This is a genomic window from Pseudonocardia adelaidensis (assembly GCF_039543345.1).
Taxonomy (GTDB): domain Bacteria; phylum Actinomycetota; class Actinomycetes; order Mycobacteriales; family Pseudonocardiaceae; genus Pseudonocardia; species Pseudonocardia adelaidensis.
Genome location: NZ_BAABJO010000001.1, coordinates 296,162 through 319,287 on the forward strand (window position 1 = coordinate 296,162; position 23,126 = coordinate 319,287).

At 71.4% G+C, this 23,126-nt stretch carries 17 protein-coding genes; 8 read left to right on the plus strand and 9 right to left on the minus strand.

Annotated elements, in window-relative coordinates; all coding sequences use genetic code 11:
• Entirely contained in the window at positions 1–1,602 is a 1,602-nt protein-coding gene (locus ABEA81_RS01410; protein ID WP_345602659.1) for a tyrosine-protein kinase domain-containing protein, read from the plus strand.
• Positions 1,603–1,609: 7 nt separating this feature from the next.
• Here the strand turns inward: ABEA81_RS01410 and ABEA81_RS01415 are convergent, their stop codons facing one another.
• From ABEA81_RS01415 to ABEA81_RS01440, 6 genes are all read right to left on the minus strand, one after another.
• Entirely contained in the window at positions 1,610–2,863 is a 1,254-nt protein-coding gene (locus tag ABEA81_RS01415) for a polysaccharide biosynthesis C-terminal domain-containing protein (protein ID WP_345602660.1), read from the minus strand.
• Between the two features lie 128 nt (positions 2,864–2,991).
• Positions 2,992–3,927, minus strand: a complete 936-nt coding sequence (locus ABEA81_RS01420; RefSeq protein ID WP_345602775.1) for an NAD-dependent epimerase/dehydratase family protein — start codon at positions 3,925–3,927, stop codon at positions 2,992–2,994.
• Between the two features lie 19 nt (positions 3,928–3,946).
• The gene (locus ABEA81_RS01425; RefSeq protein WP_345602661.1) at positions 3,947–5,131 is read right to left on the minus strand and encodes a glycosyltransferase; all 1,185 of its coding nucleotides are present in this window, start codon (positions 5,129–5,131) and stop codon (positions 3,947–3,949) included.
• Entirely contained in the window at positions 5,124–6,494 is a 1,371-nt protein-coding gene (locus tag ABEA81_RS01430; RefSeq protein ID WP_425570412.1) for a UDP-glucose dehydrogenase family protein, read from the minus strand. The genes ABEA81_RS01425 and ABEA81_RS01430 overlap by 8 nt, the downstream gene beginning before the upstream one ends.
• A 75-nt stretch (positions 6,495–6,569) precedes the next feature.
• Positions 6,570–7,457 (minus strand): right-handed parallel beta-helix repeat-containing protein, encoded by an 888-nt coding sequence (locus ABEA81_RS01435; RefSeq protein ID WP_345602662.1) that lies wholly within the window; start codon positions 7,455–7,457, stop codon positions 6,570–6,572.
• 94 nt (positions 7,458–7,551) lie between these two features.
• Positions 7,552–8,529, minus strand: a complete 978-nt coding sequence (locus ABEA81_RS01440) for a glyoxalase superfamily protein (protein ID WP_345602663.1) — start codon at positions 8,527–8,529, stop codon at positions 7,552–7,554.
• A 73-nt stretch (positions 8,530–8,602) separates the two neighbouring features.
• On the opposite strand from ABEA81_RS01440, the gene ABEA81_RS01445 reads away from it, so the two are divergent.
• The gene (locus tag ABEA81_RS01445) at positions 8,603–9,679 is read left to right on the plus strand and encodes a lipid II:glycine glycyltransferase FemX (protein WP_345602664.1); all 1,077 of its coding nucleotides are present in this window, start codon (positions 8,603–8,605) and stop codon (positions 9,677–9,679) included.
• Between the two features lie 11 nt (positions 9,680–9,690).
• Here ABEA81_RS01445 and ABEA81_RS01450 read toward each other — a convergent pair whose 3' ends face one another.
• Complete coding sequence (locus ABEA81_RS01450; RefSeq protein ID WP_345602666.1) at positions 9,691–12,336, minus strand: ATP-binding protein; 2,646 nt, start codon at positions 12,334–12,336, stop codon at positions 9,691–9,693.
• 51 nt (positions 12,337–12,387) lie between these two features.
• Here ABEA81_RS01450 and ABEA81_RS01455 point away from each other — a divergent pair, with 51 nt between their 5' ends.
• Both ABEA81_RS01455 and ABEA81_RS01460 read left to right on the plus strand, forming a co-directional pair.
• Positions 12,388–13,047 carry a phosphatase PAP2 family protein gene (locus tag ABEA81_RS01455; RefSeq protein ID WP_345602668.1) on the plus strand — a complete coding sequence of 220 codons (660 nt, stop codon included), beginning with the start codon at positions 12,388–12,390 and terminating at the stop codon, positions 13,045–13,047.
• Between the two features lie 31 nt (positions 13,048–13,078).
• Positions 13,079–14,389, plus strand: a complete 1,311-nt coding sequence (locus ABEA81_RS01460; protein ID WP_345602670.1) for a glutamate-1-semialdehyde 2,1-aminomutase — start codon at positions 13,079–13,081, stop codon at positions 14,387–14,389.
• A gap of 91 nt (positions 14,390–14,480) precedes the next feature.
• Here ABEA81_RS01460 and ABEA81_RS01465 read toward each other — a convergent pair whose 3' ends face one another.
• Positions 14,481–15,167, minus strand: coding sequence for a polysaccharide deacetylase family protein (locus ABEA81_RS01465; RefSeq protein ID WP_345602672.1), 687 nt, complete (start codon positions 15,165–15,167; stop codon positions 14,481–14,483).
• A 590-nt stretch (positions 15,168–15,757) separates the two neighbouring features.
• Positions 15,758–16,762 (minus strand): glycosyltransferase family 2 protein, encoded by a 1,005-nt coding sequence (locus ABEA81_RS01470; RefSeq protein ID WP_345602674.1) that lies wholly within the window; start codon positions 16,760–16,762, stop codon positions 15,758–15,760.
• A gap of 617 nt (positions 16,763–17,379) precedes the next feature.
• Between ABEA81_RS01470 and ABEA81_RS01475 the strand changes: the two genes are divergently transcribed.
• The 4 genes from ABEA81_RS01475 (at position 17,380) to ABEA81_RS01490 (ending at position 23,068) form a co-directional block, all read left to right on the plus strand.
• Positions 17,380–18,330: a glycosyltransferase family 2 protein gene (locus ABEA81_RS01475; protein WP_345602676.1), complete on the plus strand. Its 951-nt coding sequence runs from the start codon at positions 17,380–17,382 to the stop codon at positions 18,328–18,330.
• Positions 18,331–18,446: 116 nt separating this feature from the next.
• A complete protein-coding gene (locus tag ABEA81_RS01480) occupies positions 18,447–18,794 on the plus strand; it encodes a hypothetical protein (protein WP_345602677.1) in 348 nt (115 codons plus the stop codon).
• A gap of 69 nt (positions 18,795–18,863) precedes the next feature.
• The gene (locus ABEA81_RS01485; RefSeq protein WP_345602678.1) at positions 18,864–20,252 is read left to right on the plus strand and encodes a glycosyltransferase family 2 protein; all 1,389 of its coding nucleotides are present in this window, start codon (positions 18,864–18,866) and stop codon (positions 20,250–20,252) included.
• A gap of 77 nt (positions 20,253–20,329) precedes the next feature.
• Entirely contained in the window at positions 20,330–23,068 is a 2,739-nt protein-coding gene (locus ABEA81_RS01490; RefSeq protein ID WP_345602679.1) for an HAD hydrolase family protein, read from the plus strand.
• Positions 23,069–23,126 lie beyond the last annotated feature (58 nt).

A 23,126-nucleotide genomic window follows, 5' to 3' on the forward strand; every position in this document is an offset into this window, starting at 1 on the left:
ATGACCGTTGACCGAGCCACTCACATCCTTCGCGAGCGCTGGAAGATCGTGGTGCTCTGCCTGGTTCTCGGCGTGCTCGGCGCCGGGGTCGCGAACTACTTCGCGCCACGCGAGTACAGCTCCGACATCACGCTCTACGTCTCCCTGCAGGGGAGCGCCGAGGACTCCGACGAGGCGTACCAGGCCAACGAGCTCGCCAAGGAGCGCGTGCTGTCGTACGAGCCGCTCGTCACCGACGAGCGGATCACGCAGGCCGTGATCGACCGGCTGGGGCTGGCGATGACGCCCGCGGAGCTGGCCAGCCACATCACGGTGACCGTCGACTCGGATTCCGTCGTCCTCACCGCAGCCGTGCGCGACTCCACCCCGCAGGGGGCGGCGGACATCGCCAACGCGCTCGCCGCGGAGGTCGTGGGCCTCGTCGGGCAGCTCGAGCAGCCGATCGGACGCTCGACGCCGCCTGCTGCGGCCCCCGGCCAACCCGCCCCGCCTGCCCCGGAACCCGCGAAGATCGGCGCCCAGATCATCCGGCCGGCCACGCCGCAGCCCACCCCGGTGGCGCCCGACACGCTGTTCAACCTCGCACTCGGCGGCGCGCTGGGCCTGCTGATCGGCGTCGTCGGACTGGTCGTCCGCGAGGCACGTGACAGGTCGCTCCGCTCGGTGGCCGAGCTGAACGAGGTGGCGCCGGCCCCGCTGCTGGCGGAGATCGCCCACGACCGCCAGGTGCCGTCGCGCCCGCTGATCGTGGACGAGCCGTTCACGTCTCCCCGCGCCGAGGCGTTCCGGAAGTTGCGCACGAACCTGCAGTTCCGCGACGGCGACCGCGGTCACCACGTCGTCGTGGTGACGAGCGCCCGCATGGGCGAGGGCGCCTCCACCACCGCGTGCAACCTCGCGATCGCGATGGCGGAGGCCGGCAACCGCGTCCTGCTGGTGGACGCCAACCTGCGCAACCCGCGGGTGAGCGACTACCTGGGGCTGGACCCGTTCCCGGGCCTCGTGGACGTCCTGGCCGGGCGGATGGTGTGGCAGTACGCGCGGCAGCCGTGGAACCGCGGCGGCTTCGATGTGCTGACCGCAGGCCCGTACCCGCACAACCACAGCCAGCTGCTCGCCTCGTACAGCCTCGCCGACCTCTTCGCGGACATGCGCAACCACTACGATTTCGTCGTCGTGGACACGCCCGCGCTGCTCGCGGTGTCCGACGCGGCCGCGGTGGCCGCGCGCGCCGACGGGGTGGTCCTCGTGGTCCAGCACCGCCAGACGTCGCAGGACCAGGTCGCGGCGGCCGTGGAGGCGCTGAGCACGGTGTCCGCACGGCTGCTCGGCACCGTGCTCACGATGACGAAGGGCCGGCTGCGCCGGGAGGGGCGGGCGCCGTCCTACCAGGTGCCGGTGTCGACCGCCCGCCGCGACGGGCCCCTCGCGCCGCCGACCACGCCGGCTCCGCCCGAGGTGGTCACGAGCCCGCCGGACGGCCTGCCGCGCTCCATCCCGGAGCAGGCCGGCGGCGACGACGCCACCCGGGAGAGCACCGTCGAGTCGACCACCCGCCCGGTCGACAACCCGAAGCGGCCGTCGCCGACGCCTCGGCGTTAGCCACGGCCTAGTTGGGAGCGCGCTCCTGGCCGATGGTCTGGGGCACCGCGGTGCGCAGCAGCACCAGGTAGACCCCGGCCATCGTCCAGCGCAGCAGCACCGTGGACACGACGATGCCGACCGGGCCGAGCAGGACGAAGAGGATCACGTCCAGCACGGCGTTGAGCACGGCGGTGACGACGGCGATCGCCAGCATCCAGCGCTGCCTGCGGGCCACCACGAGCAGCCGGGTGCCGACCACGTTGAACACGTGCGCGGGGAGCGACAGCATCACGATCGCGCCCCACAGGAAACCCTGGCCCCACGACGCGGGCAGCAGGCCCGACGCGAGGCCGGCGAGGCACGCCAGCGCCCCGGCCGCGGTGAGCGCCGCGGTGACGAGTCCGAGCACCCGGCCGTCCCGGCGGAGCAGCGCCGCCGCATCGCCGGGCGCCATCGTCGGCAGCCGGGCCCACGCGCCCACCCGCCGGACGATGAACGCCATGCTGACGAACTGCGACGCCGCGTACATCAGCCGGTCCGCGATCTCGTAGCTCGAGACGGCGCCCGCGCCGGATGCGGAGAGGAAGAGCCGGTCGACCGCCGGACCGAGCTGCGTGACCCCGGACGAGAGGGCCTGTGCCACCAGCCCGAACGGCGTCAGCGCCCCGTCGTCGGCGCCCGCCTGCTGGGCGCGCAGCCTACGCGCTGCCAGCCCGAGGACGACCGCCCTGGCCGCCTCCCCGGCCGGCAGCATCGCCGCGACGACCACGAGCGGGGCGTCCCACCAGATCGCGAGGAGCACGGCGGGCAGCAGCGTGCGCATCGCCTGCACCGCGATCGGCACCGTCGGACCGCCCCGGGCGATGCACTCCCCCGAGAGGATGCTCGCGACCGCGGCGAGGATCGGAGCCGGTGCGACCGCGCACACGAGCACGACGAACTCGCTGCGCGCGGGCGAGCCGATGGCGTAGGCGACCGCCAGCGCGGGCACCACCAGCACGGTGAGCGCCGTGGCGAACAGCATGACCCGCCGCCGGTAGTCGCGCAGCGCGCCGGGCGCCGGGTTCCGGTCGCGGCCGAGCACCCGCCCGTACTCCGCGATCGTCGTCAGCTCGACGGCCGAGCTGACGATGACCGACACCGTGATGGCGACCGACATCGCGAGCAGCAGGACATCGGAGGTGCCCGGTGCGAGGACCAGCGCGGCGACGAACGGCAGCGTGAACCCGGGCAGCGAGCCGACGATCGCCGCTATCGCGGTGGGCAGGTCCTTCCTCACCGGACTGGCGCGTCTTCAAGGGTGGGTGAGCAGAGTGAGTTGGCATTCATGAGGAGGCGATCCCGGAGCGAGCAGGCGTCTGAGGTTCCACTACCGGCACCGCTACGCAAAGCATTCTCGGACACCCTCTAGGTGAGGACGGAGGCAGCCCATCGGTACTGCTCCGCCAACCCTTCCCGCAGTGCGACCGCGGGCGCCCAGCCGACGGCGGCCGCGATGGCGTCCGTGCTCCCACCCGTGCGCTCGACGTCGCCGGGCACCGGCTCGCCCCTGCGGACGGCGGGCACCCGCCCCGAGATCTCCCCGAGCAGCTCGATGACCTCGTTCACGGTGGTGGAGGTGCCACCTGCCACGTTGAACACGGCGCCCGCCGCGACGTCAGCAGTGGCCATGCGGACGTTGGCCTCGACGACGTCGTCGACGTAGGTGAAGTCGCGGACCTGCCGGCCCGTGCCGAACACCGGGATCTCCGCGCCGTCGCGGACGGCCGTGCAGAAGCGCGTGAAGGCCATGTCCGGTCGCTGGCGCGGGCCGTACACGGTGAAGTAGCGCAGCGAGACCGTGGGCAGGCCGTAGTTCTCCGCGTACAGGACGCAGAGGTGCTCGGCGGCCAGCTTGGTGACGCCGTACGGGGACAGCGGCTGCGGCCGGTCGTCCTCCCGAGTGGGGTAGCGCAGGGCGTTGCCGTACACCGACGAGGAGGAGGCGTAGACGAAGCGGGTGAGCCGCGGCGCCCGCAGCGCCGCCTCCAGGAGCTTCTGGGTGGCGCCGACGTTGCCCTGCAGGTAGTCGTCGAAGTCGGAGCCCCACGACTTGCGCACGCCGGGCTGGCCCGCCTGGTGGTAGACCACCTCGACGTCCGCCAGGAGGGCGGGGAGGTCGACGGCGTTCAGGTCGGCCTCCACCACCCGCAGCCCCGGGTGCTCGATCCCGCGCAGGTTGTCGCGCTTGAGCCGCGGGTCGTAGTAGTCGGTGAACGCGTCCACGCCGACGACGTCGTGCCTGTCGGCGAGCAGCCGGCGCGCGAGCGTGCTGCCGACGAAGCCGGCCACGCCCGTGACCATGGCCCTCACGACGGCGCCCTCATGACGAGGCTGCCGGGGTGAGGCCGCGGAAGAAGACGTCGCGCACGACCTGGGGCGCGCTCAGCTCGGCGACGGCGGACGCGACGTCGGCGCGGTCCAGGCCCCGCGCCGCGCGGACGGCCTCGGCGAGCGCCGCGGCGTCACGACCCCGCACGAAACCCGAAACGCCTTCGGTGACCAGGCCGCCGGTGTCGGCGCCCTCGGTGACCACGGCCGGCAGCCCGGTGGCCATGGCCTCGACCAGCACGCGCGGGAAGCCCTCGTAGCCCGCGTGCGACGTCATCAGGAAGACCCCGGAGCGGCTGCGGGCCTCCGAGACGTCGGCGGGCCCGAGCCGCCCCCGCAGCGTGATGCGGCCGGCCACGGCGGGCGGCAGCGCGGCGATCTGTTCCTCCAGCGCGGTCCGCAGCGTGCCGGAGCCGATCACCTCGAGGGTCCACGGCTCGTCCGGCCACGTCGAGGCGAGGTGGGCGAACGCGCGCACGGCCAGCGCGGGGTCCTTCGGGACCTCCAGCCTGCCCACCCAGACCACGTTGTACGGGTCCTCGGGCTCCACGGCCGGCTGGGTGATGGCCGGGTCGAACCAGGTGGGCGCGGAGATGGTGCGCGGGTTCCACCGGCGCACCTTCTCCGCGTACGCCGGGTTGAACACGATCACCCTGTCGGCGAGCCGCGCGATCATCCGGTCGATCCGCTCGTGGAGGCTTCCGGTGAAGCGCCAGTACGAGTCCGACGTCGGGCCGAGCAGGCCACGTTCCTGGGTGTGGATGCAGTACACGAGCGGCCCGCGGAACAGCAGGCGCGTGAACAGGCCCACGTCGACCCGGTGCGCCTGCACCTCCTTCGGCTTGGGGATGCGCCGCCGGTACCGGAGCAGCCCGGCCACGAGCCGCAGCGAGTAGGGCACGGGTCCCTTCGGCCGGGACGTGTCGATCCGGGCCACGGGCATGTACCAGATCTCGCGGCCGCCGCGGTGGACCCGTTGCCACACGCCGAGCGGCTCGTCGGGCGAGCCCGCCTCGTGCACGCCGACGATGCCCAGCCGGACCCCCTCCGGCGCGTACTCGAAGAACCCGCGCAGGCAGGTGTCGATCCCGCCGATGGTGACCGTGCGGTGCGGGTCGAACTGCTGGACGACGAGCCGGTCGATCTCGCCGTCAGCGGGTGCGTCCTCGTCACGCATCGCGTTCCCCCGGTACGCCCTCGACGAGGCGCGGCGGGCGCCCCACCGCGATCCACGAGAAGCCCGCGCGGCGCAGGACGTCCGGGTCGACGAGGTTCCTCGTGTCGACCACGACCGGCCGCCGGACCACCGTCGCCAGCCGGGGCCAGTCCAGTGCCCGGAACTCCGGCCACTCGGTGAGGACGACCAGCGCGTCGGCGTCCTTCGCGGCCACGTAGGGGTCGTCGACGACGGTGAGGAGGTCGCCGTCGAACGAGGAGTCCTCGGCCGGGATCGCCGGGTCGTACGCCAGCAGGTCCGCGCCCGCCTGCCGCAGCTGGGCCGCCACGGCGAGCGCGGGCGAGTCGCGCAGGTCGCTTGTGCCGGCCTTGAACGCCAGCCCGAGCAGGGCGATCCGCTTGCGGGTGAGCGAGCCGTTCCGCTTCCCCGTGACGGCCGCCTGGACCTTCTCGACGACCCGCCTGCTCTGCCGCGTGTTCGTCTCGATCGCCGCCCGCAGGAGCCGGAATTCGAAGTCGACGGAGTCGGCGAGCTGCAGCAGCGCCGACGTGTCCTTGGGCAGGCACGAGCCGCCCCAGCCGGGACCGGGCGAGAGGTAGGACTGGCCGATCCGCTTGTCGTATCCGAGGCCTTCGGTGACGTCCTCCACGTCGGCGCCCAGCCGCTCGCACAGCTCGGCGATCGCGTTCACGTACGACAGCTTCGTGGCGAGGAAGCAGTTGGCCGCGTACTTGATCATCTCGGCGCTCGCCAGGTCGGTGAGCACGGTGGGGGCGCCGAGCCGCGCGTACAGCGCGGCGACGCGCTCCGCGGCGTCCTGGGCGTTCGCGCCGACGATGATGCGGTCCGGGTGCAGGAAGTCGTGCACGCCGGAGCCCTCCCGGAGGAACTCCGGGTTGCTCACCACGGCGACGTCGGGCCGGTCGATGAGCTCCGCGGTGCGCTCGCCGGTGCCGACCGGCACGGTCGACTTGTTGACGACGATCGCGCCGGCCGGCAGCACATCGCGGACCTCGTCGATGACCGCCTCGACCGCGGAGAGGTCGGCGATGCCCCCGACCCCCATCGGGGTGGGCACGCAGACGAACAGGACCTCGCACGCCGTGCCGTCGCGGCGCAGCTCGTCCAGCGCCGCCCGCGCCCCGGTGACGAACGACAGCCTGCCGGCCGCCAGCATCTCCCCGACCATCTCGGCGAGCCCCGGCTCGCGGATGTCGATCTTTCCGGCCTGCAGCCGCTCGACCTTGCCGCGGTCGACGTCGGCACAGATCACCCGATGGCCCAACGACGCGAGACACGCTCCGGTCGTCAGGCCGACATACCCCGTTCCCACCACCACGATCCGGCGGGCAAACTCCGACACCAGCGTCTCCTCCCCCGTCAACGCAGGACGTCGTCATGACCCTGTCGGGCCAACCCACGGCCGCGTTACCAGTTACTACTCGGCTGGGGGACCCTGGTATCCCTGTGCCGCCGACGGATCGTCGAACCCCACCTCGCGGCCGTAGTCCGGGCCGATCCGGTTGTCCCGCACGACCACGCCGGTGGAGTCCCTCCCCAGCGCGAATGCCTTGTTCCCCTCGCCGACCATGTCGTTGTTGCTGATCGTCACGTCCTGGACGTCCTCGAGCGCCACCGACTGCGCATCGGCGTGCGCGTCGCAGTAGTTGCCGTCGAACAGCCAGTTGCGGCTCACGCCCTCACCGGACCCGCCCTCGTCGTTCGGGCCCTCCGCCATCAGGCACTGCGCCCGGATCCCCTCGCACCGGTTGCCCTGGATCACGACGTCGGAGCTGCCGGGCATGTTCACCGCGAACGTCTGGATGCAGTCCACGTGCGAGTCCTCGACCTCGTTCCCCTCGAGGTCGTACACGTGGTTGTTCAGGATCTGGGCACCGTCGCCGAAGAAGCGGATCGCGTCGACGTCGTCACCCGCGTAGTCGACCTGGGTGATCTCGTTGTCCCGCACCGTGACGTTCTCGCCGTTCGCCACGATCCCCGTGCTCTCCGCGCCCTTGGAGACGAACCCCTCGACGACGACGTTGTCGGCGTTGACCCGGATCCCCGGGACCACGGTGCCGTTGCCGCGGTAGTACACCGGGGCGTCCGGGGTGCCGCTCGTCGTGATCCGCAGCTCCTGGTCCAGCTGGCCGGAGAAGCACACGGCGTCGCCCGGCGCCGGGGTCTCGTCCGGCGCGAGGCAACGCTGCGGCGCCGGCGGCGGCGGCGACGGGAGCGCGGCCCGCGGAGTACCCGACGTCGAGCAGGCCGCCATGCCGGTGAACACCAGCACGGCGACAAGGATCCCCAGGCGACGCAGCACCACGCTCGCACCTCCCCCGCCGAGCAGCCTTCACCTCGCAGCGTACGGAAGGCATGAAGCGCGTTGGGCCGAACCGGTGAGACGAAACTGTGAGGGCTCACAGTTGGCGGAACATCGCGACCATCTTGTCGAGGCACTGCTCCAGGCCCGCCCGGGACACGTCACGGGCCTCCGCGGTGCCATAGCCGGACTCCCGCACGGTCAGCTCGGTGCGCTCGCCGCCGATCGGCCGCAGCGTGACCACGTGCCGCACCGCGCGGGGCACCCCCGGCGGGATGGCCTCGTCGGGGAGCAGCACCCGGTCCGCGTCGGTGAAGTCGAGCGTGAACTCGAGCCGTTCGGGAGGGACGACCTCGCGGTAGGTCCAGGTGTTGTACAGGTCCTGGCCGCCGTGCTCGGCGGGGGCGCGCATGCAGACCAGCGACGTGCCGCCCTCCCGGACGTCGAGCTCGGCGAGCGGCGATGTGAAGCCCGTAGGCCCCCACCAGCGCATCACGTACTCCGGCTCGGTCCACGCCTTCCACGCCTGTCCGACGGGTGCGTCGAGCACCCGCGTGACGGCGAGGTCGTGCGTGGGGACGCCGCCGCGGCCGCTGATCTGCTGCACCGACCACCGGTTGCCGTCCGGGTCGCTGAAGTGCACGAACCCGACGTTGTCGAGCGCGTCCCCTTCGCGGGCGGGCCGGAACGACGTGCCGTCCTCGGTGACGACCACCCCGCTGTTCTCCACGCCCCGCTCCACGAGCTCCGCGTGCGCGGCACGGACGTCCGGGACGACGAGGACGAGGCCGCGGAGCGACCCGGGCACCATGTCCTCGCCGTAGCCCGCCGTCACCTGGATCGAGCAGCCCGAACCCGGCGGGGTCAGCTGGACGAACCGGTGCTCGTCGTCGGCCCGCACGTCGAGGTCGACGGTGAACCCGAGCCGCTCGGCGTAGAACGCCTTCGCGCGCTCCACGTCCGCCACCGGCACCCGCACGACCTCCAGCGTCCACTGCATGGCCTGCTCTCCCTTCGCTCGGCACGCGGTCGAGCGTGCCCCGGCGGGCGGCGCGGGCGGATCCGTGGCGACCACCTGTCGGCCACCCGGGCATCACGTGACCGCGCGTACGGTGGGTCTCGCACGGCCACGAGGGGGAGTTGAGCCAGTGCTGGAGATCGAGGTCGACGACAGGCCGTCGCACCCGGAGTGGGACGAATGGGTCGCCGCCGCGCCCGGCGGGCATCACCTGCAGTCCAGCGGTTGGGCTCACGTGAAGGCCGGCACGGGGTGGCGGGCCACGCGGTTCCTGCTGCGCCGCTCCGGTGAGCTGCTGGGTGGCTGTCAGCTGCTGGACCGGGACATCCCCGTGGTCGGCCGGATCGGGTATGTGCCCCGCGGACCGGTCATCGCGCCCCGGGACGTCGACCTCGTCGACACCCTGCTGGACGCGCTCCGCGAGCACGCGCGGCGCCGCCGGGTCGCCGTCGTGAAGATCCAGCCGCCGGTCGATCGCGCGGACCTCCCGCCGCTGCTCGAGTCGCGGGGCCTGGTCGCCAGCGAGCTCCACACCGCGCCCGCGGCCAGCGTCGTCGTGGACGTCGGCGCCGACCGCGACGAGGAGGCCATCTTCCGCGGGCTGCGCGCGACCACCCGCCGCCGCGTCCGGCAGGCGCGCAAGCACGGCGTCACGGTGCGGACCGGGGAGGCCGACGACCTGCCCGTGCTGCAGGCGATCATCGAGGCCACCGCCCGGCGCCAGGGCTTCGCCCCGTACCCGGCGGACTACTACCGGCGGCTGTGGGCGGCGTTCGGCACATCCGGCCACGCCCGGCTGCTGATCGCCGAGCACGAGGGCGTTGCGCTGGCGGCGGTGCTGCTCGTCGCGTTCGGGGACACCGTGATCTACAAGATCGGCGGCCTGGCCGACGTCGAGGGCGCGCCGAAGGGTGCCAGCGAGCTGACGCACTGGACGGGCATCACCTGGGCCCGCGAGGCCGGCTACCGCTACTACGACTTCGAGGGCATCCCGCTCGAGATCGCGCAGGCCATGCGCGAGGGGAGGCCGGTGGAGCCGACGGGCGTCGCGTTCTTCAAGCTCGGGTTCGGCGGCGAGCCCGTGGTGTACCCGGGCACGTCCGACCTGCTCCCCGACGGGCTCCCCGGACGCGCGCTCAGGTACATCCTCCCGCGGGCGGAACGGTGGCGGGGTGTCGTGCACCGGCTGGCGGGGCGCAGCGCCTGACGTGCTGCGGCTCAGCCGGGCCGCGGTACACCCAGCTCGGCCATCTCGGCCCGGCCCTCGCCCGCCCGGGCCGGCAGGAGCAGGAGCGTGGCGGCCCGCTCGAACCTCGCGCCGATGCGCTCGAAGCCCGCCACGGCGGTGGCGAGCGCGTTCGGGTCGCCGTGCAGCCGGCCGGCAGCACGGGCGAGGCACGCGCCCGCCCACGCGTGCCCGGCCGACGCGCGCCCGGCGGCGGCGAGCCGCTCGGCGGCATCCGGGCGGCCGGCCACGACGGCCAGCTCGGCGTGAGCGGCCACCGCGTAGGCGTGGTAGCGGCCGCCCGTCGGTTCGGGCACGTCCACCGGGCGGGCGAGGTGCACGGCGGTGCGCGCCGCGGTGAACACCCCCAGCGGCGCGTGCTGCAGGTGGAACACGTTGGCGGTGCCCGCCTCCGCCGCGCGTGCGTTCCAGAGCGCGGCCCGCTCCGCGCCACCGCCGAGCGCCCACGCGAGCCCGGCGAACTGGGCCGCAACCGGCAGCCACACCGCAGGCGGGCGACCGGCCCGCACCCAGCCCTCCCACATCGGCGGCGCCTCGCGGCGGGCCCTGGGGAGGTCGCCGGCGAGCAGCAGCGCGGGCAGCACCGTGCGCACCGACAGGTGTGGACGGTCGCCGTGGACGTCGGCATCGAGGATCCGTCCGGCCACGTCCAGCGCGGCGGCGACCTCGCCCGCGGCCACCGCGTCGGCGCACGCGACGGCGAGCACGTCCTCGATCTCGGCGGCGCCCGCGGGATCGGCGGGGTCGAACGAGGGCAGGAGCGCCACCCGCTCGCGGGAGAGCCGGTGCGCCTCCTGCAGCCGGCCGTCCACGACGGCGGCGGCGCGAAGCGCCCCGAGGGCCGAGCTCAGCAGCAGTGGGTCGCGCGTCCGTCGCGCCGCGGCGACCGCGGCATCGGCGAGCGCGCGGTCGGGCGAGAGCTTCTGCGGCCCGGCGTTCCACGCGGCCGCGATCGCGAGCCGGGTGGCCGCGACCGGGTCCGCGCCGTCCGCGGCTGCCGTCGCCTCGGCGAGCAGCGCGCACAGCCGCTCGCGGGGCACCTCGACGGCGAACGTGGCCGGGCAGCGGCACGCCAGGTCGACGGCCGTCGCCAGCGCCGCCGCCCGCCCGTTCCCGTCGGCGGCCACCCGCCCGGCCTCGACGAGCAGGTCGAACGCGAGACCGGTGTCGTGCCCCACCTCGGCGCACTCGGCTGCCGAGCGCAGGTCGCGCGCCCGCTCGTCCGGGGTGGCGGCGTGCCCGGCCGCCTCCGCGTAGCGCCGGCGCGCCTCCTGCAGGAAGCCGCGGGCATGGGTGATCCGGCCGAGCGAGCGCGCGAGCCGGTGCGCCGCCGGGTCGGGGCCCGGCGGGTAGGACGCCAGCGCGTCGCGCAGGTCGTCGAGCACGAGGTCGACGTCCGCGCGACCCGGCACGGCCTGGTCGACCGCCCACGTCCGGTACCGCTGTTGCACGCCCGCGGTCTCGCCGGCCTCCCGCAGCTTGTCGGCGGCCACCGCCCGGACCGTGGCGAGCAGCCGCCACCGGCCGTGCTCGTGCACGACGAGGCTCTTGTCCACGAGCCGGCCGAGTACGTCGGCGGCCACCGGGGCCTCGACGCCGCCGACTGCCGCCGCGGCGACCAGGTCGAACCCACCCGTGAAGGCGGCGAGCCTGCGGAACAGGGCGCGCTCCTCGTCGTCGAGCAGGTCGTGGCTCCAGCCGATCACGGCGCGCAGCGACCGGTGCCGCACCTCCCGTCCGCGGCCGCCCGCGAGGAGCCGCAGGTAGTCGCCGAGGCCGGTGAGCAGGCCGGGGGCACCCAGCGCCGCGCTGCGGGCCGCCGCGAGCTCGATGGCGAGCGGGAGCCCGTCGAGGCGGGCGCACAGGTCCGTGACGGCGCCGGGGTCGATCGGCTCGGCGGCGCGATCGGCGAAGAGCCGCTCGGCGTCCGACCCCAGCGGCAGCGGACCGACGGCCACCACCCGCTCCCCCGGCACCGAGATCCGCTCACGGCTGGTGGCGAGCACCGTGACCGTGGGGCACGCGGTGAGCAGCCGGTCGACGAACCCGGCCACGGCGTCGAGGACGTGCTCGCAGTTGTCCAGCACGAGCAGCGAGCGGCCGCGGGCGAGCCTCCCGGCGATCGCGGCCTCGAGGGGCTGCTGGGGCCCCTCGGCCACCCCGAGCGCCGCCGCCACGGCCTGCGGCACCGAGTCGTCGCGGGCAGGCACCAGGTCGACGAACGCACCGCCGAACGGGAAGGTCGCGGCCCCGGCCACCACGACCGCGAGCCTCGTCTTGCCCACGCCACCCGGCCCGCACAACGTCACGAGCCGGTGCCCGGCCAGCGCGGCGAGCACCGCGGCCCGCTCGGCGGCCCGCCCGACGAACGACGTCCGCGCGGCCGGCAGCCCCGCCACCCCGCCCGGCGGCGGCGCCGGGCCGGCGTCCGGCCCGACCAGCGCGGCCAGCTCCCGCCGGTCGGCCACCCCGTACTTGCGCAACAACGACGAGACGTGCCCCTCGACCGTGCGCACCGACAGGTGCAGCCGGCCCGCGATCTGCGCGTTGGAGAGGTGCGCGCCCACGGCCGCGAGGACCTCGGCCTCGCGGCCGGACACCTCGACCGGGTGCGCCACCGGCCCATCATCGCGGATCAGGTCCTCGGCGAGCGCGGTAGCTTGGACGGGGTGACGGCCATCGCTCCGCGCCCGGGTCGGGCGCTCCTCCCGCCCGGGCTGCGCGCACCGGCCGCCGCCGTCTCGGTGCTGGCGGTCCTCGTCTTCGGCTTCTTCGCCGCGCGATATGCCGACGACTCATCGGCCGGTCGCCTCGACCGGCACGTCGAACGGCTCGTCGACGACGGACCGTCGCTTCCCGGCGCCGTGGTCTTCCTCGGCAACCCGATCACGGTCGCCGTGCTCGCGGTGCTGCTCGCCGTCCTCGCGTTCGCACTCGGCCACCGCAGGCTGGCCGTGCTGGCGATCGTCGGCCCGGGGCTCACCGGCGTCGCCACCACCGCGCTCAAGCCGCTCGTCGGGCGCACGATCGACGGCGGGCTCGCGTTCCCGAGCGGTCACACCGGCGGGGCCACCGCGCTCGGGGTGGTCGCCGCGCTGCTGCTGATCGCCGTGCTGCGCACGGCCACCGGCATCAGCGCCCTCCTCATCGCGGCGGGTGCGCTGGTGTCCGGCGGCGTGATGGCGCTCGCGCTCGTCTCCGACCGCATCCACTACCCCACCGACACGGTCGGGGGATTCTGCGTGGCCGTCGCGGTGGTGCTGACCAGCGCGCTGGTGATCGAGCGATGGCCCTCGATGGGGAGGCGGATCGCCCGCGGTCCATCATGACCGGGACGACCACGACGACGAAGGTGCCCGCATGACGCTCCCCGACGCGCCCCTGCCGAAGTCGGCGGCGCTCAACGCCCGCCTGCACGCCGCGGTGCCCGGCGGCGCCCACACCTACGCCAAGGGCGACGACCAATACCCCGAAAACCTCGCACCCATCATCACCCACGGCCACGGCGCCCACGTCTGGGACGCCGACGGCAACGAATACATCGAATACGGCTCCGGCCTACGCGCCGTCACCCTCGGCCACGCCCACCCACGGGTGGTCAATGCCGTGCGGCGCGAACTCGACAAAGGCAGCAACTTCGTCCGCCCGTCGATCATCGAGGTCGAGGCCGCCGAACGCTTCCTCGACACGGTGCCCACCGCCGAGATGGTCAAGTTCACGAAGAACGGCTCCGACGCAACGACCGCCGCCGTCCGCCTCGCCCGCGCGGCCACCGGCCGCACCCCCATCGCCCTCTGCCGCGACCACCCCTTCTTCTCCACCGACGACTGGTTCATCGGCGGCACACCCATGTCCGCCGGCATTCCGCAGCAGGACGTCGTGTCGTTCCCCTACGGCGACCTGGCGGCCCTCGAAACCGTGCTCGACCAGCACGAGCCCGCGTGCGTGATCCTCGAGCCCGCCACGCAGACCGAACCCCCGCAGGGCTACCTCCAAGGCGTCCGCGAGCTCGCCACCCGCCACGGCGCCGTCCTCGTCTTCGACGAGATGATCACCGGGTTCCGCTGGAGCGAACACGGCGCCCAAGGCCTCTACGGCATCACCCCCGACCTCTCCACCTTCGGCAAAGCCATGGGCAACGGCTTCGCCGTCTCCGCCCTCGCCGGCAAACGCGACATCATGGAACGCGGCGGCCTACACACCCACCACGAACGCGTCTTCCTCCTCTCCACCACCCACGGCGCCGAAACCCACTCCCTCGCCGCCGCCATCGCCGTCATCGACACCTACACCGAAGAAGGCACCACCGACCGGCTCCACGCACTCGGCGACCGCCTCGCCGCCGGCATCCGCGACGTCACCACCACCATGAACGTCGCCGACCACGTACAGGTCCGCGGCCGCGCCTCCAACCTCGTCTTCGCCACCCTCGACACCGACGGCAAACCCTCCCAGCCCTACCGCACCCTCTTCCTGCGCCAGCTGCTCGGCGGCGGAATCATCGGACCGTCCTTCGTCGTCAGCGCCGCCCTCACCGACGACGACATCGACCGCACCATCGAGGTCGTCGCCGACGCCTGTGGGGTGTACCGCAAGGCGCTCGACGCGGGCGATCCCACGCCGTGGATGGGTGGCCGCCCGGTCAAGCCCGTCTTTCGGCGCTACGCCTGATCGAGCCAAACTCGGAGACCCGCACGCAATGCCAGACGTGTCGACGGAATGTGTGCCGAGGCCCGAGGTTGTGCGCGATTCAGTTTACACGTCACATCATGCACCGCGCGACGCGAGTCACGCGCACTGCGGTTCGTCGTGCCATTCGCCAGGCCGGCACGGCGATTCGCTCGACTGGCAGGGTCGCTCCCTTGCCGCCGGTACGGAGCAGATCGTTGATCCTGTCGCCGGTGACGGCCGGCCGGACGCGTAGGCGCGGGAGGCCGAACACGTCGTCCTGCGGGCGCGCCGTGCGAGGCACGAGCGTGCAGGCATTCGAGTAACCGCCGGTCACGACAGCTCGCCGTACACGCGCACTGGTGAGACCCGCCGGGTAGCAGAACGAAGTTATAGGCTTCCCCAACCTGTCCTCGAGCTCCCGCTTGCTTTCGCGCACCTCCGCGAGCAGTGCATCATCTGAGCACGTGTCGAGGTGCCGCCCACTCATTGCCTGGCTACCGATCTCGACACCGGCCGCACTGATCTGATCGATCTGCTCCCAGCTCAGCTTCGACAGGCCTCGGTCCCACCTCGACACGCGGACACCCACAGCGGCTGTCGGGACGTACAGAGTGGCGCCGGCCTTAAACTGCCCGAGCAGATCGAATGCGTTAAGAAAATCGAGTAGTGCGTCGTCGAAGGTCAGTGCGACAACCCGGCGGGAGCTGTCATCAGAAAGAATTCGCAATGCGTCCGTGATTCCGACCGCGTCGTATCCGGATGCCCGAACGAACGCCAACTGCTCCTCCAGTCGAGCAATCGGAACCGATCGCGGTGCAGCAGTCTCGGGCCTGTTATGCGGAACGGAGTGGTATCTCAAGATCGGTAGCCGCCATTGTGCGGCCACCGACTTCCCGGAATCAATAGGGCCGGCCGCAGACAGCCGCCGAGGAACGGGAACTCGATCTACTCGTCCATACCTCCCAGCGTTCCAGTGGATCGACGGATCCACCGGACCTACTGAATGCCCCTGTCCCATGTGCCTCTCCTAGCATTGAGACCGGATGCGCGACGGACCAGCCACAGAGTGTGACACGCGCTCCCGTGGATCTCGGGTGATAATCCGCTGAGCGGGACGGCGTGCAGTCCCCGAGCCCGCAAAGCCGACTCCAGGCCGAACTGAACATCGGAGACGCGCTGATGATGAGCACCGTGCGCGCTGGCCGGCATAGGCTGGAACCAGCCAAGGGAGCGGATGAGTGTGGGGCGCGCGCGGTGGATCGTGGACGTGGTGGTCGGTGCTGCACGTCGCTTCCCCCAAAGAGAGGCTTCACGGTCGGCCAGGGGCTCGTCCTTGATCGTGGGCGACGCGCAAGCGCGCGGCCAAGCTCAAACTCCAGGCACGGGTTGCCTCAGCTCTGCGGCCTTGGAACTGCGCTGCCGGGGGTTCGGGACGGCGAACCCGGCCACGGTCGTGGCCGTGCCGAAGAGGAGGACGGCCAACCGTGCGGCGGCGTGGTAGTCACGGCGGCGCAGGACACCTCGGGCCTCTCGGGCGAGCGCGGCTGGCACGTCTCGGTTCATGAACTGCATCTCGGAATCGAGAACGGTCTTGCCGTGGCCAAGCATGGCGAGTAGCTGGCGCTTTCCTACGCCTTCTTGCCAGCATCGTCGGAGGAAGTAGGTGAGGGTGGCTCGATCTGCCGGTACATCGTGTTCGACACGGGCCCTCGGCGCAAGCGCCCACCGACCATTAGGGATCGCGGCGGTCATTCTGAGACAAAGATCTGTATCCTCCGGCCGGGCAACGGAGCCAACTTTACCAAAAGTAGAACGAAAGCCTCCTACCGAACGAAATGCGTCGCTGCGGACCATCATGTTCAGCGACCACACATTGCGCACATATCGGATCTCGAGATCTCCATCCATCAGATTGGTCAGACCGAAGACCCATCCGAACTCGGGTGGAAACCAATGGGGTTGCCGAGCGGACCATGCGGGTTTGACCACTCCGCCAGCACCAACCACGGAGGCGTCCGCAAAGGTCGAGCTCAATGTTTCTAGCCATTTCAGGTCAGCCACGGCGTCATCATCGAGGAAAGCAATGAGCGGGCCGACCGCGGCGTTCGCACCGGTATTTCGAGCCCCCGAAACACCCCGATCCGACTCGTTGGCCAGGACACTTACTGACGCCGTGGAGGTGTCTGGCCAGTACCGGGCGCAATGGGTGCGAAGTCTCTCGAGGAGAGCGTTGTTGTGGTCGACGACGAGTACGGCCGAACACGGCCGAGTCTGTGACCTGACGGACTCAACGGCCGCGAGTATTGCTGACCAGCGCCTTTCAGTGTGGCACGGGATGACGACTGGTATGCTGCTTGGCCCTATTTCATTCATGTTCCCTCACGTCACATCGTCCCGCGCGCGTGATATCCCCATCCGCGCGCGTTCTTCCGGGCCTGATCGGTCGCGCCCTCCGGCTCCGGCCCGCGAGGCGCGGAGCCGACCCGGTTGAGAGGGTCGGTCCCGTCCGGTTACCGGCCGACTCGAGATCACCGACCGCGACCCCCGGCGCACTCACGGTTGCGGCAACCGCTGGCCGTGTCCCCGGTGCCGTTCGCTTCGTCGGTCTACTCTCGGCGGCGCGCAGAGACAATCATCTATTTTGACGATATTGTGATGTTGTTCATCGTATCATCTCGCGTCTACTCAAAATTCACGATGGACGCGGGCGGCGGTCTCGTGACTAGCATGGTCCCGCGGCAGTTGGCGGCGCGGAGCACCTGACGCTTGGCCATGAAATCGGGCGGGCAGTGGACATCCGTGTGGTGTCTGGTGTCCGTCCGCCGCTTGGACCCCGGGAGTGCGTCCTGTCCCGGGTCTGTGTCAACCGTGGTCCGATCGCCGCGCCGCGCCAACCAGCTCGCCATCCAGATCGCCCTCGCCATCGAGATCGTCTTTATGGACATTGTTTCGGTGTCAGGGAACAGTAGTGCCGTACCAGAGGAGCGGTCATGACCATCAAACCGGATGCGTCATCGACGGGAAATGCTTCAACGCCGCTGTCTCGCGATGCTCTGCCGGTTGAGCCTGCCGGCGCCGGCGGCCGAAACGACAGGTGGCCCGACACGAACGCAAGACATTTCGATGCGCAGTCACATTTCGATGTACGGTCACATTTGGGTACACAGTATGGTGACCGCTCCGAGACGGTGGCGTTGGTCATTCCGGCCAAGAATGAGGCTGCCAATATATCGTGGGTTCTCGATCAGGTTCCCACACGCGTCAACGAAATAATCCTCGTGGACGGGAACTCGACAGACGCGACGTTGGTGACTGCTCAGTACTGTAGGCCGGACATTCGCATTGTCACTCAAACGGGTTCCGGGAAGGGCGACGCGTTACGCTCGGGCTTCGAGGCCACTGCCGCAGACATTATCGTGATGATTGACGCGGACTGCAGTATGTCTCCCCAGGAGATACCACATTTTCTGCACTTTCTTGCGAACGGCTACGATTTTGTCAAGGGCTCGCGCTTCATAGCCGGCGGAGGATCCCGCGACATTACTCGGCTTAGGCGTCTCGGGAACCGCACCTTGGTGTCGCTGGTAAATGCACTCTATGATGTGCAACTCACCGATCTCTGCTACGGCTTCTGCGCGTTTCATCGCAGGTATCTTCCGTTCCTGGATCTGACCTCGTCCGGGTTCGAAGTCGAGACGCAACTGATCTTGTCGGCGCTGACTCGCGGGTTGCGTGTTGCGGAGGTTCCCAGCATGGAAATGCCTCGGCGCCATGGGCGCTCAAACCTGCGCACCTTCCCGGATGGGACGCGGGTGCTTCGAGCGATTTTGCGTGGACACCGTCGCGGGATCAGCGGTCACGCGGTACAGGCGCTGCGCGCGCTCGTACACGGTACGGCCCGGGTCAAATCGCAACCAGGGCCTTCCGTCAGATCGGCCTGACGTCGATCGCCGGCTAGGGCCAACCTCCGGCGCCCTCCGGCCGGGGCGGCGCCCACTCCGCAGACCGGGATCGGCGACGATCCCACGTCCGTGAGCGGCAAATGGGTGGATCGAGCATGCGTGACGAATCCTCACCCGGCAACCATCGGGACCGCCATACCGACGCGCCCGGCGAGCCTATTGCCGGGGGGCCGTTCAAGCGGCCAGCATCCGAGGACGCGTTCTCGCTCGAATCCGCCGACCTCGATGGACAGGGTCACCTGATCGCCAAGGCGGTCGCCGCCGCCCTCGACGATCTCGAGGAGGAGCGTTACACCGTCGAAACGGCGTTACGTGTGGTCGGGTTCGTGATCTGGGTGGCCGCTCGGCGGTACTACCAGAGGGGAAATCGACGAGGTCGGGAAGTAGCCACCGAGGAGACACGGCCGCAACGTCTCCGGTGGTCGCCGAAGCACGCGAGATGAAAGGCATGTTACGTGTTGACAGATGACCGCCGCTCCGGGAACCCATTCGCGGAAGGCGCCGTGAGGACAGTGGCGTCACCGGTCGAGGGCATCACCGAACTCGAGCTCACTGAACCAATGCCCGACTTGGTGTCGGATCGTCCGGAGGGCGAGGCTCAGCGGACGCGGCTGCTGCTGCGCCTGCACACGCACCCGGTTGGCGAGTTGACGCTGGCGCTGGGACCAGGCGGGATCGCGGCCGATGACCTGGCGGCGACCATTTGGCGGGTTGCCGCCGGGGCGGTGCGGGAGCATCTGCGTGCCGACGGCCTGCCGACGCCCGGGAGGCTGGATCCCGGGGGCCTGGATACCGGAGGAGAACCGGCGTGCACGAGGCGGCGCAGGGCATTGCGCACAGCCGCACCCCCGATGAGCGTGCTCCTCGCGACCCGCGATCGAACCGCGAGCCTGCTGCGCTGCCTGGACTCGGTGGCGCGACTCGACTATCCCCAGTTTGACGTCGTCATCGTCGACAGCGCCCCCAGCACGGATGACACAGCGCTGGCCATCGAATCGCTGCGCTCGCTGCCGGGGATGCCGCCGATCCACTACACCCGCGCCGAGCTACCCGGCCTCGGGTTCGCCCACAACCGCGGCCTGGACCTGGTGACCGGAAGCTGGGTCGCCATCACCGACGACGACGTCACCGTCGACCCACACTGGTTGACCGGCATACTCGAAGGGTTTTCGACGGCGCGTGCGGTTGCGTGCGTCACCGGCCCGATCATGGCGGCCGAATTGCAGACGCCCGCGCAGCAACTGCTCGAGCAGTACGGCGGCTACAACCGCGGGTTCATCCCCCGCTGCTACAACATGGCGGAGCGACGGCCGCCGGACCCGCTGTTCCCCTTCGCCGTGGGGCGTCTGGGGTCCGGCGCGAACATGGCTTATCGGACCGCGTTCCTGCGCGAGATCGGCGGGTTCGACCCGGCAACTGGTGTGGGCACGCCCGCCCGATCCGGCGATGACTTCACCGGATTCCTCCAAGTGCTCCTGTCCGGGCACACGCTGGCCTACCAGCCCGCCGCGCTGCTGTGGCACTGGCATCCCCGGGAGTTCGATCACCTTCGTCGCATGGCACACGGCTACGGAGTGGGCCTGGGTGCCTACCTGACCAGCACGGTGGCCCACCGTCCGAGTTTGCTCCCCGTGATGCTGCGCTCGCTTGTGCCCGGGGCCCGCCACCTGCTGTCCCGCAAGTCGGCCAAGAACGTCGCCAAGCAGGCGGATTTCCCCCGTTCCGTCGAGCTCGCCGAAGTCCTGGGTCTCCTCCGAGGACCGTTTGCGTACGCACACAGCTGGCACCGGTACCGGGGCTCGCGCGGGTGGGCGGCGCTCGAACCCACCGCGCCCGAACCCACCGGGGCCGACTCCGATTCGGGCGCGACGCCAGATGCGACCCCGACGGGGGCGCGATGACCCCGAGGATCCCGCTCGAGTGCGCCCCGGATACCCATCGCGCCGCCCCCACGGGTGCCAGCGCGGCCTTCGCTCCGGTGGACCTGCTGAACGACTTCGACTTCCTCAGCACCCGGCTGCCGGTGGAGATCCAGCAGCGACGCTGGCTGGACGCATTCCTGCTGGCCGTCGGAACCCAGCAGATCATTGACGATTTCGTTCGGCGCGGCGGCGCGACCATGCGAATGGGCGCGCGGTATCTCCAGGCCAGTGACTGGCTGGCCGCCCAGATGCTCGGCGCCGCCGGGCATTCGGCGGCATCGATGGTGGACCAGGCCCGCGCCTGCACGCCGAGCGCCTACCGATTGACGTGCCACCAATGGGCCCTGCAACGACTGGTCGAGGCGCTCGCGCCGCTGGCCCTGGACCCCGGCGCAGATCTCGTACCCGGTGCGGCCCGGGTGATTGACCACACCGCGTCCCTGGCCCAGCCGCTGGAGCGGCATCCGGCGGCACTACGGCGCCAGATACTGCGACTGCCCGCGTGCTTTCGCAGCTTCGACCAGCACCCGCAGGACGTGGCGGCCCTGGCGGCGGGCTTCGCCGAGCGCTGGCCGGATCGGACCCGCCGCCTACTGGTGGTCGGGGTCCGAACCTCGGGTAGCTACCTCGCGCCGCTGTGCGCGGCGGCCCTGCGCGCCGGCGGTTACCGCGATGTCGACACACTGGCGGTGCGTCCGGGCGAGCCGTTGCTCGGTGACGAGACCAGGCGCCTGCGCGCGGCGATCCGGGCCGGCGGCATGGCCCTGGTTCTTGATGACCCGCCGGTGACCGGGCGCTCGGTCGCCCAGGTCGCACAGCGGTTGCAGCGGGCCGGGTTCGCGGGATCGTCGATTGTGGTGTTGCTCGCCCGGTGCGAGACCACGCCCGAGCCGCTGGCCCCGGTACGCGGGTGGCCCCAGTTGACACTTCCTGGACCCGAGTGGCGAATCGTGCGTGCGCTGCGCGCAGACAGCGTGGCCACCGCCGTGCGCAACGTGCTCCCGGCCGTCGTCGACCTGTTCCGCTTGACCCCCAACCCGCGAGGCGGCGAATGCGCGCACCTCGTCCGCGGTCACCATCGCGCGTACTACACCGCCGCGCTGTACGACCACGCCGACGGCCACGTCGTGACCCGCGCAGTCGTGGCCGAAGGGACCGGACTGGGCTATTTCGGTCGGCACGCCCTGGCGGTGGGGCACGCGCTGCGTGGCTGGGTACCGGAGGTCTACGGCTTCGCGGACGGGGTGCTGCTGAGAGCCGACCCGGCGCCACCGGATGGGTCAGGCCCCGATCGCGTCGTGGCCGGTCGGCCGGAGCCGGAGCCCGAGCGGGTCGCTGACTATGTCCTGGCCCGCCGCCGGGCTCTGCCCTGCGCGAGCGACCGCAGCGTCCAGATGGCCGGCCAATGCCCGACCTGGGAGCTCGCGGCCGGATACCTCAGCGCCGCCCTGGGCCGACTCGGGTTGCCGTTGCGCATCCCCCTGCTCGATCCGCTCCTGCGTCGTCTGCTGACCGTCGCCGATCCGATGATCATCGACGGTCGGATGTACCCCGAGCACTGGCATCGCGTGCACCGCGACGCCAGCGCCGGCCGGGGCGGGGCGCTGGTCAAGGAGAACTGCGCCGAAGGCGCGTTCAGCAACCGCGAGAACTTCTGCTACGACCCGGTCTTCGACCTTGCTGGGGCATCGGCACACGCTCGATGCCCCCAGTTCACCGCGCGTTTGAAGCGCCATTACCAGGCCCGGTGCGGACAGCCCATTCCGGAGGAGCGCTGGCTCATCTACCACCTGGTGCACCTGGCGGACGCTGCCGAGCGCGGCCGCCTTCCCCTCGCGGTGGCGCGGCGAAACGCGGCGGCCGCCGCGCAGCGGTACTTCGCCTCGACCTACCTGGCCGACGCGACAACCCGGCTCGACGGTCCCTACTGCGCGCTGGACATCGACGGCGTGTTGGAGATCAGCCTGCTCGGATTCGCGATGACCACGGCCGCCGGTGCGCTGGCGTTGCGAGCCCTGCTCACGCACGGATATCAGCCCCTGTTGGCCACCGGACGCAACCTCGACGACGTGCGGGACCGATGCGCGAGCTACGGGCTCGCGGGCGGGGTGGCCGAGTACGGCGCGGCCGTCTACCAGCACGGAACCGGCGTGGTCCGCGAGCTGGTGACCGGGCCGGAGAGGGCGGACATGGTCGCATTGCGAACCGCGCTGGCCCGCATACCCGGCGTGCAGGTCGACCCCGGACATCGGCTCACCGCGCGTGCCTATTGCGGCCCGGATGAGGCCCGTCGCGGGCTGGATCCGACGACGGCCGAGGCCGCGCTCGCCGAGGCCGGGGTCGCCGACCGGGTTCGGCTGGTCCCCGGCGAGGGCCAGACCGACTTCGTGCCCTTGCGGATCGACAAGGCAGTTGGGCTGCGCGCGCTGATGGAGCAACTCGACGTCCCGGACGGGCGTCGGCCCCTTGTCCTCGCCGTCGGCGACGGGCCGGCCGACGCGACGCTGCTGGAGATGGCTGAGATGGGATTCGCCCCCGGCAACGCCCACCCCGAGCTCCGCCGGCGCGGTGTGACCACGACCCGAGCGCACTGCCAAGCCGGCCTGGCCCAGGCCGTCGAGGCGCTTGTCGGGCATGCCGCCGGCAGCTGCCGGACCTGCCGGCCACCGACTCTGTCCCCGGACGCGGTGCGGTTGCTGACCGTGCTCTCGGTTCTGGAGGCAGGCCGGCCTGGCGCGCCCGCCCGGCTCGCCCGGCTGGCCCGTCAGGCCGCGGCTGCGAGGTGGCGCTCGTGACCCGAGGACGTGGCGCGCAGGCTCCGGCCCCACTTCCGGAGCTGCTTCACCTGGCGCG

Excerpts from the sequence above, each read along its gene's own strand:
- ABEA81_RS01460 (WP_345602670.1), top strand. The coding sequence starts at position 13,079 with ATGACGCTCCCCGACGCGCCCCTGCCGAAGTCGGCGGCGCTCAACGCC.
- ABEA81_RS01420 (WP_345602775.1), bottom strand. The coding sequence starts at position 3,927 with ATGGTCACGGGCGTGGCCGGCTTCGTCGGCAGCACGCTCGCGCGCCGG.
- ABEA81_RS01425 (WP_345602661.1), bottom strand. The coding sequence starts at position 5,131 with ATGCGTGACGAGGACGCACCCGCTGACGGCGAGATCGACCGGCTCGTC.
- ABEA81_RS01480 (WP_345602677.1), top strand. The coding sequence starts at position 18,447 with ATGCGTGACGAATCCTCACCCGGCAACCATCGGGACCGCCATACCGAC.
- ABEA81_RS01410 (WP_345602659.1), top strand. The coding sequence starts at position 1 with ATGACCGTTGACCGAGCCACTCACATCCTTCGCGAGCGCTGGAAGATC.
- ABEA81_RS01475 (WP_345602676.1), top strand. The coding sequence starts at position 17,380 with ATGACCATCAAACCGGATGCGTCATCGACGGGAAATGCTTCAACGCCG.
- ABEA81_RS01470 (WP_345602674.1), bottom strand. The coding sequence starts at position 16,762 with ATGAATGAAATAGGGCCAAGCAGCATACCAGTCGTCATCCCGTGCCAC.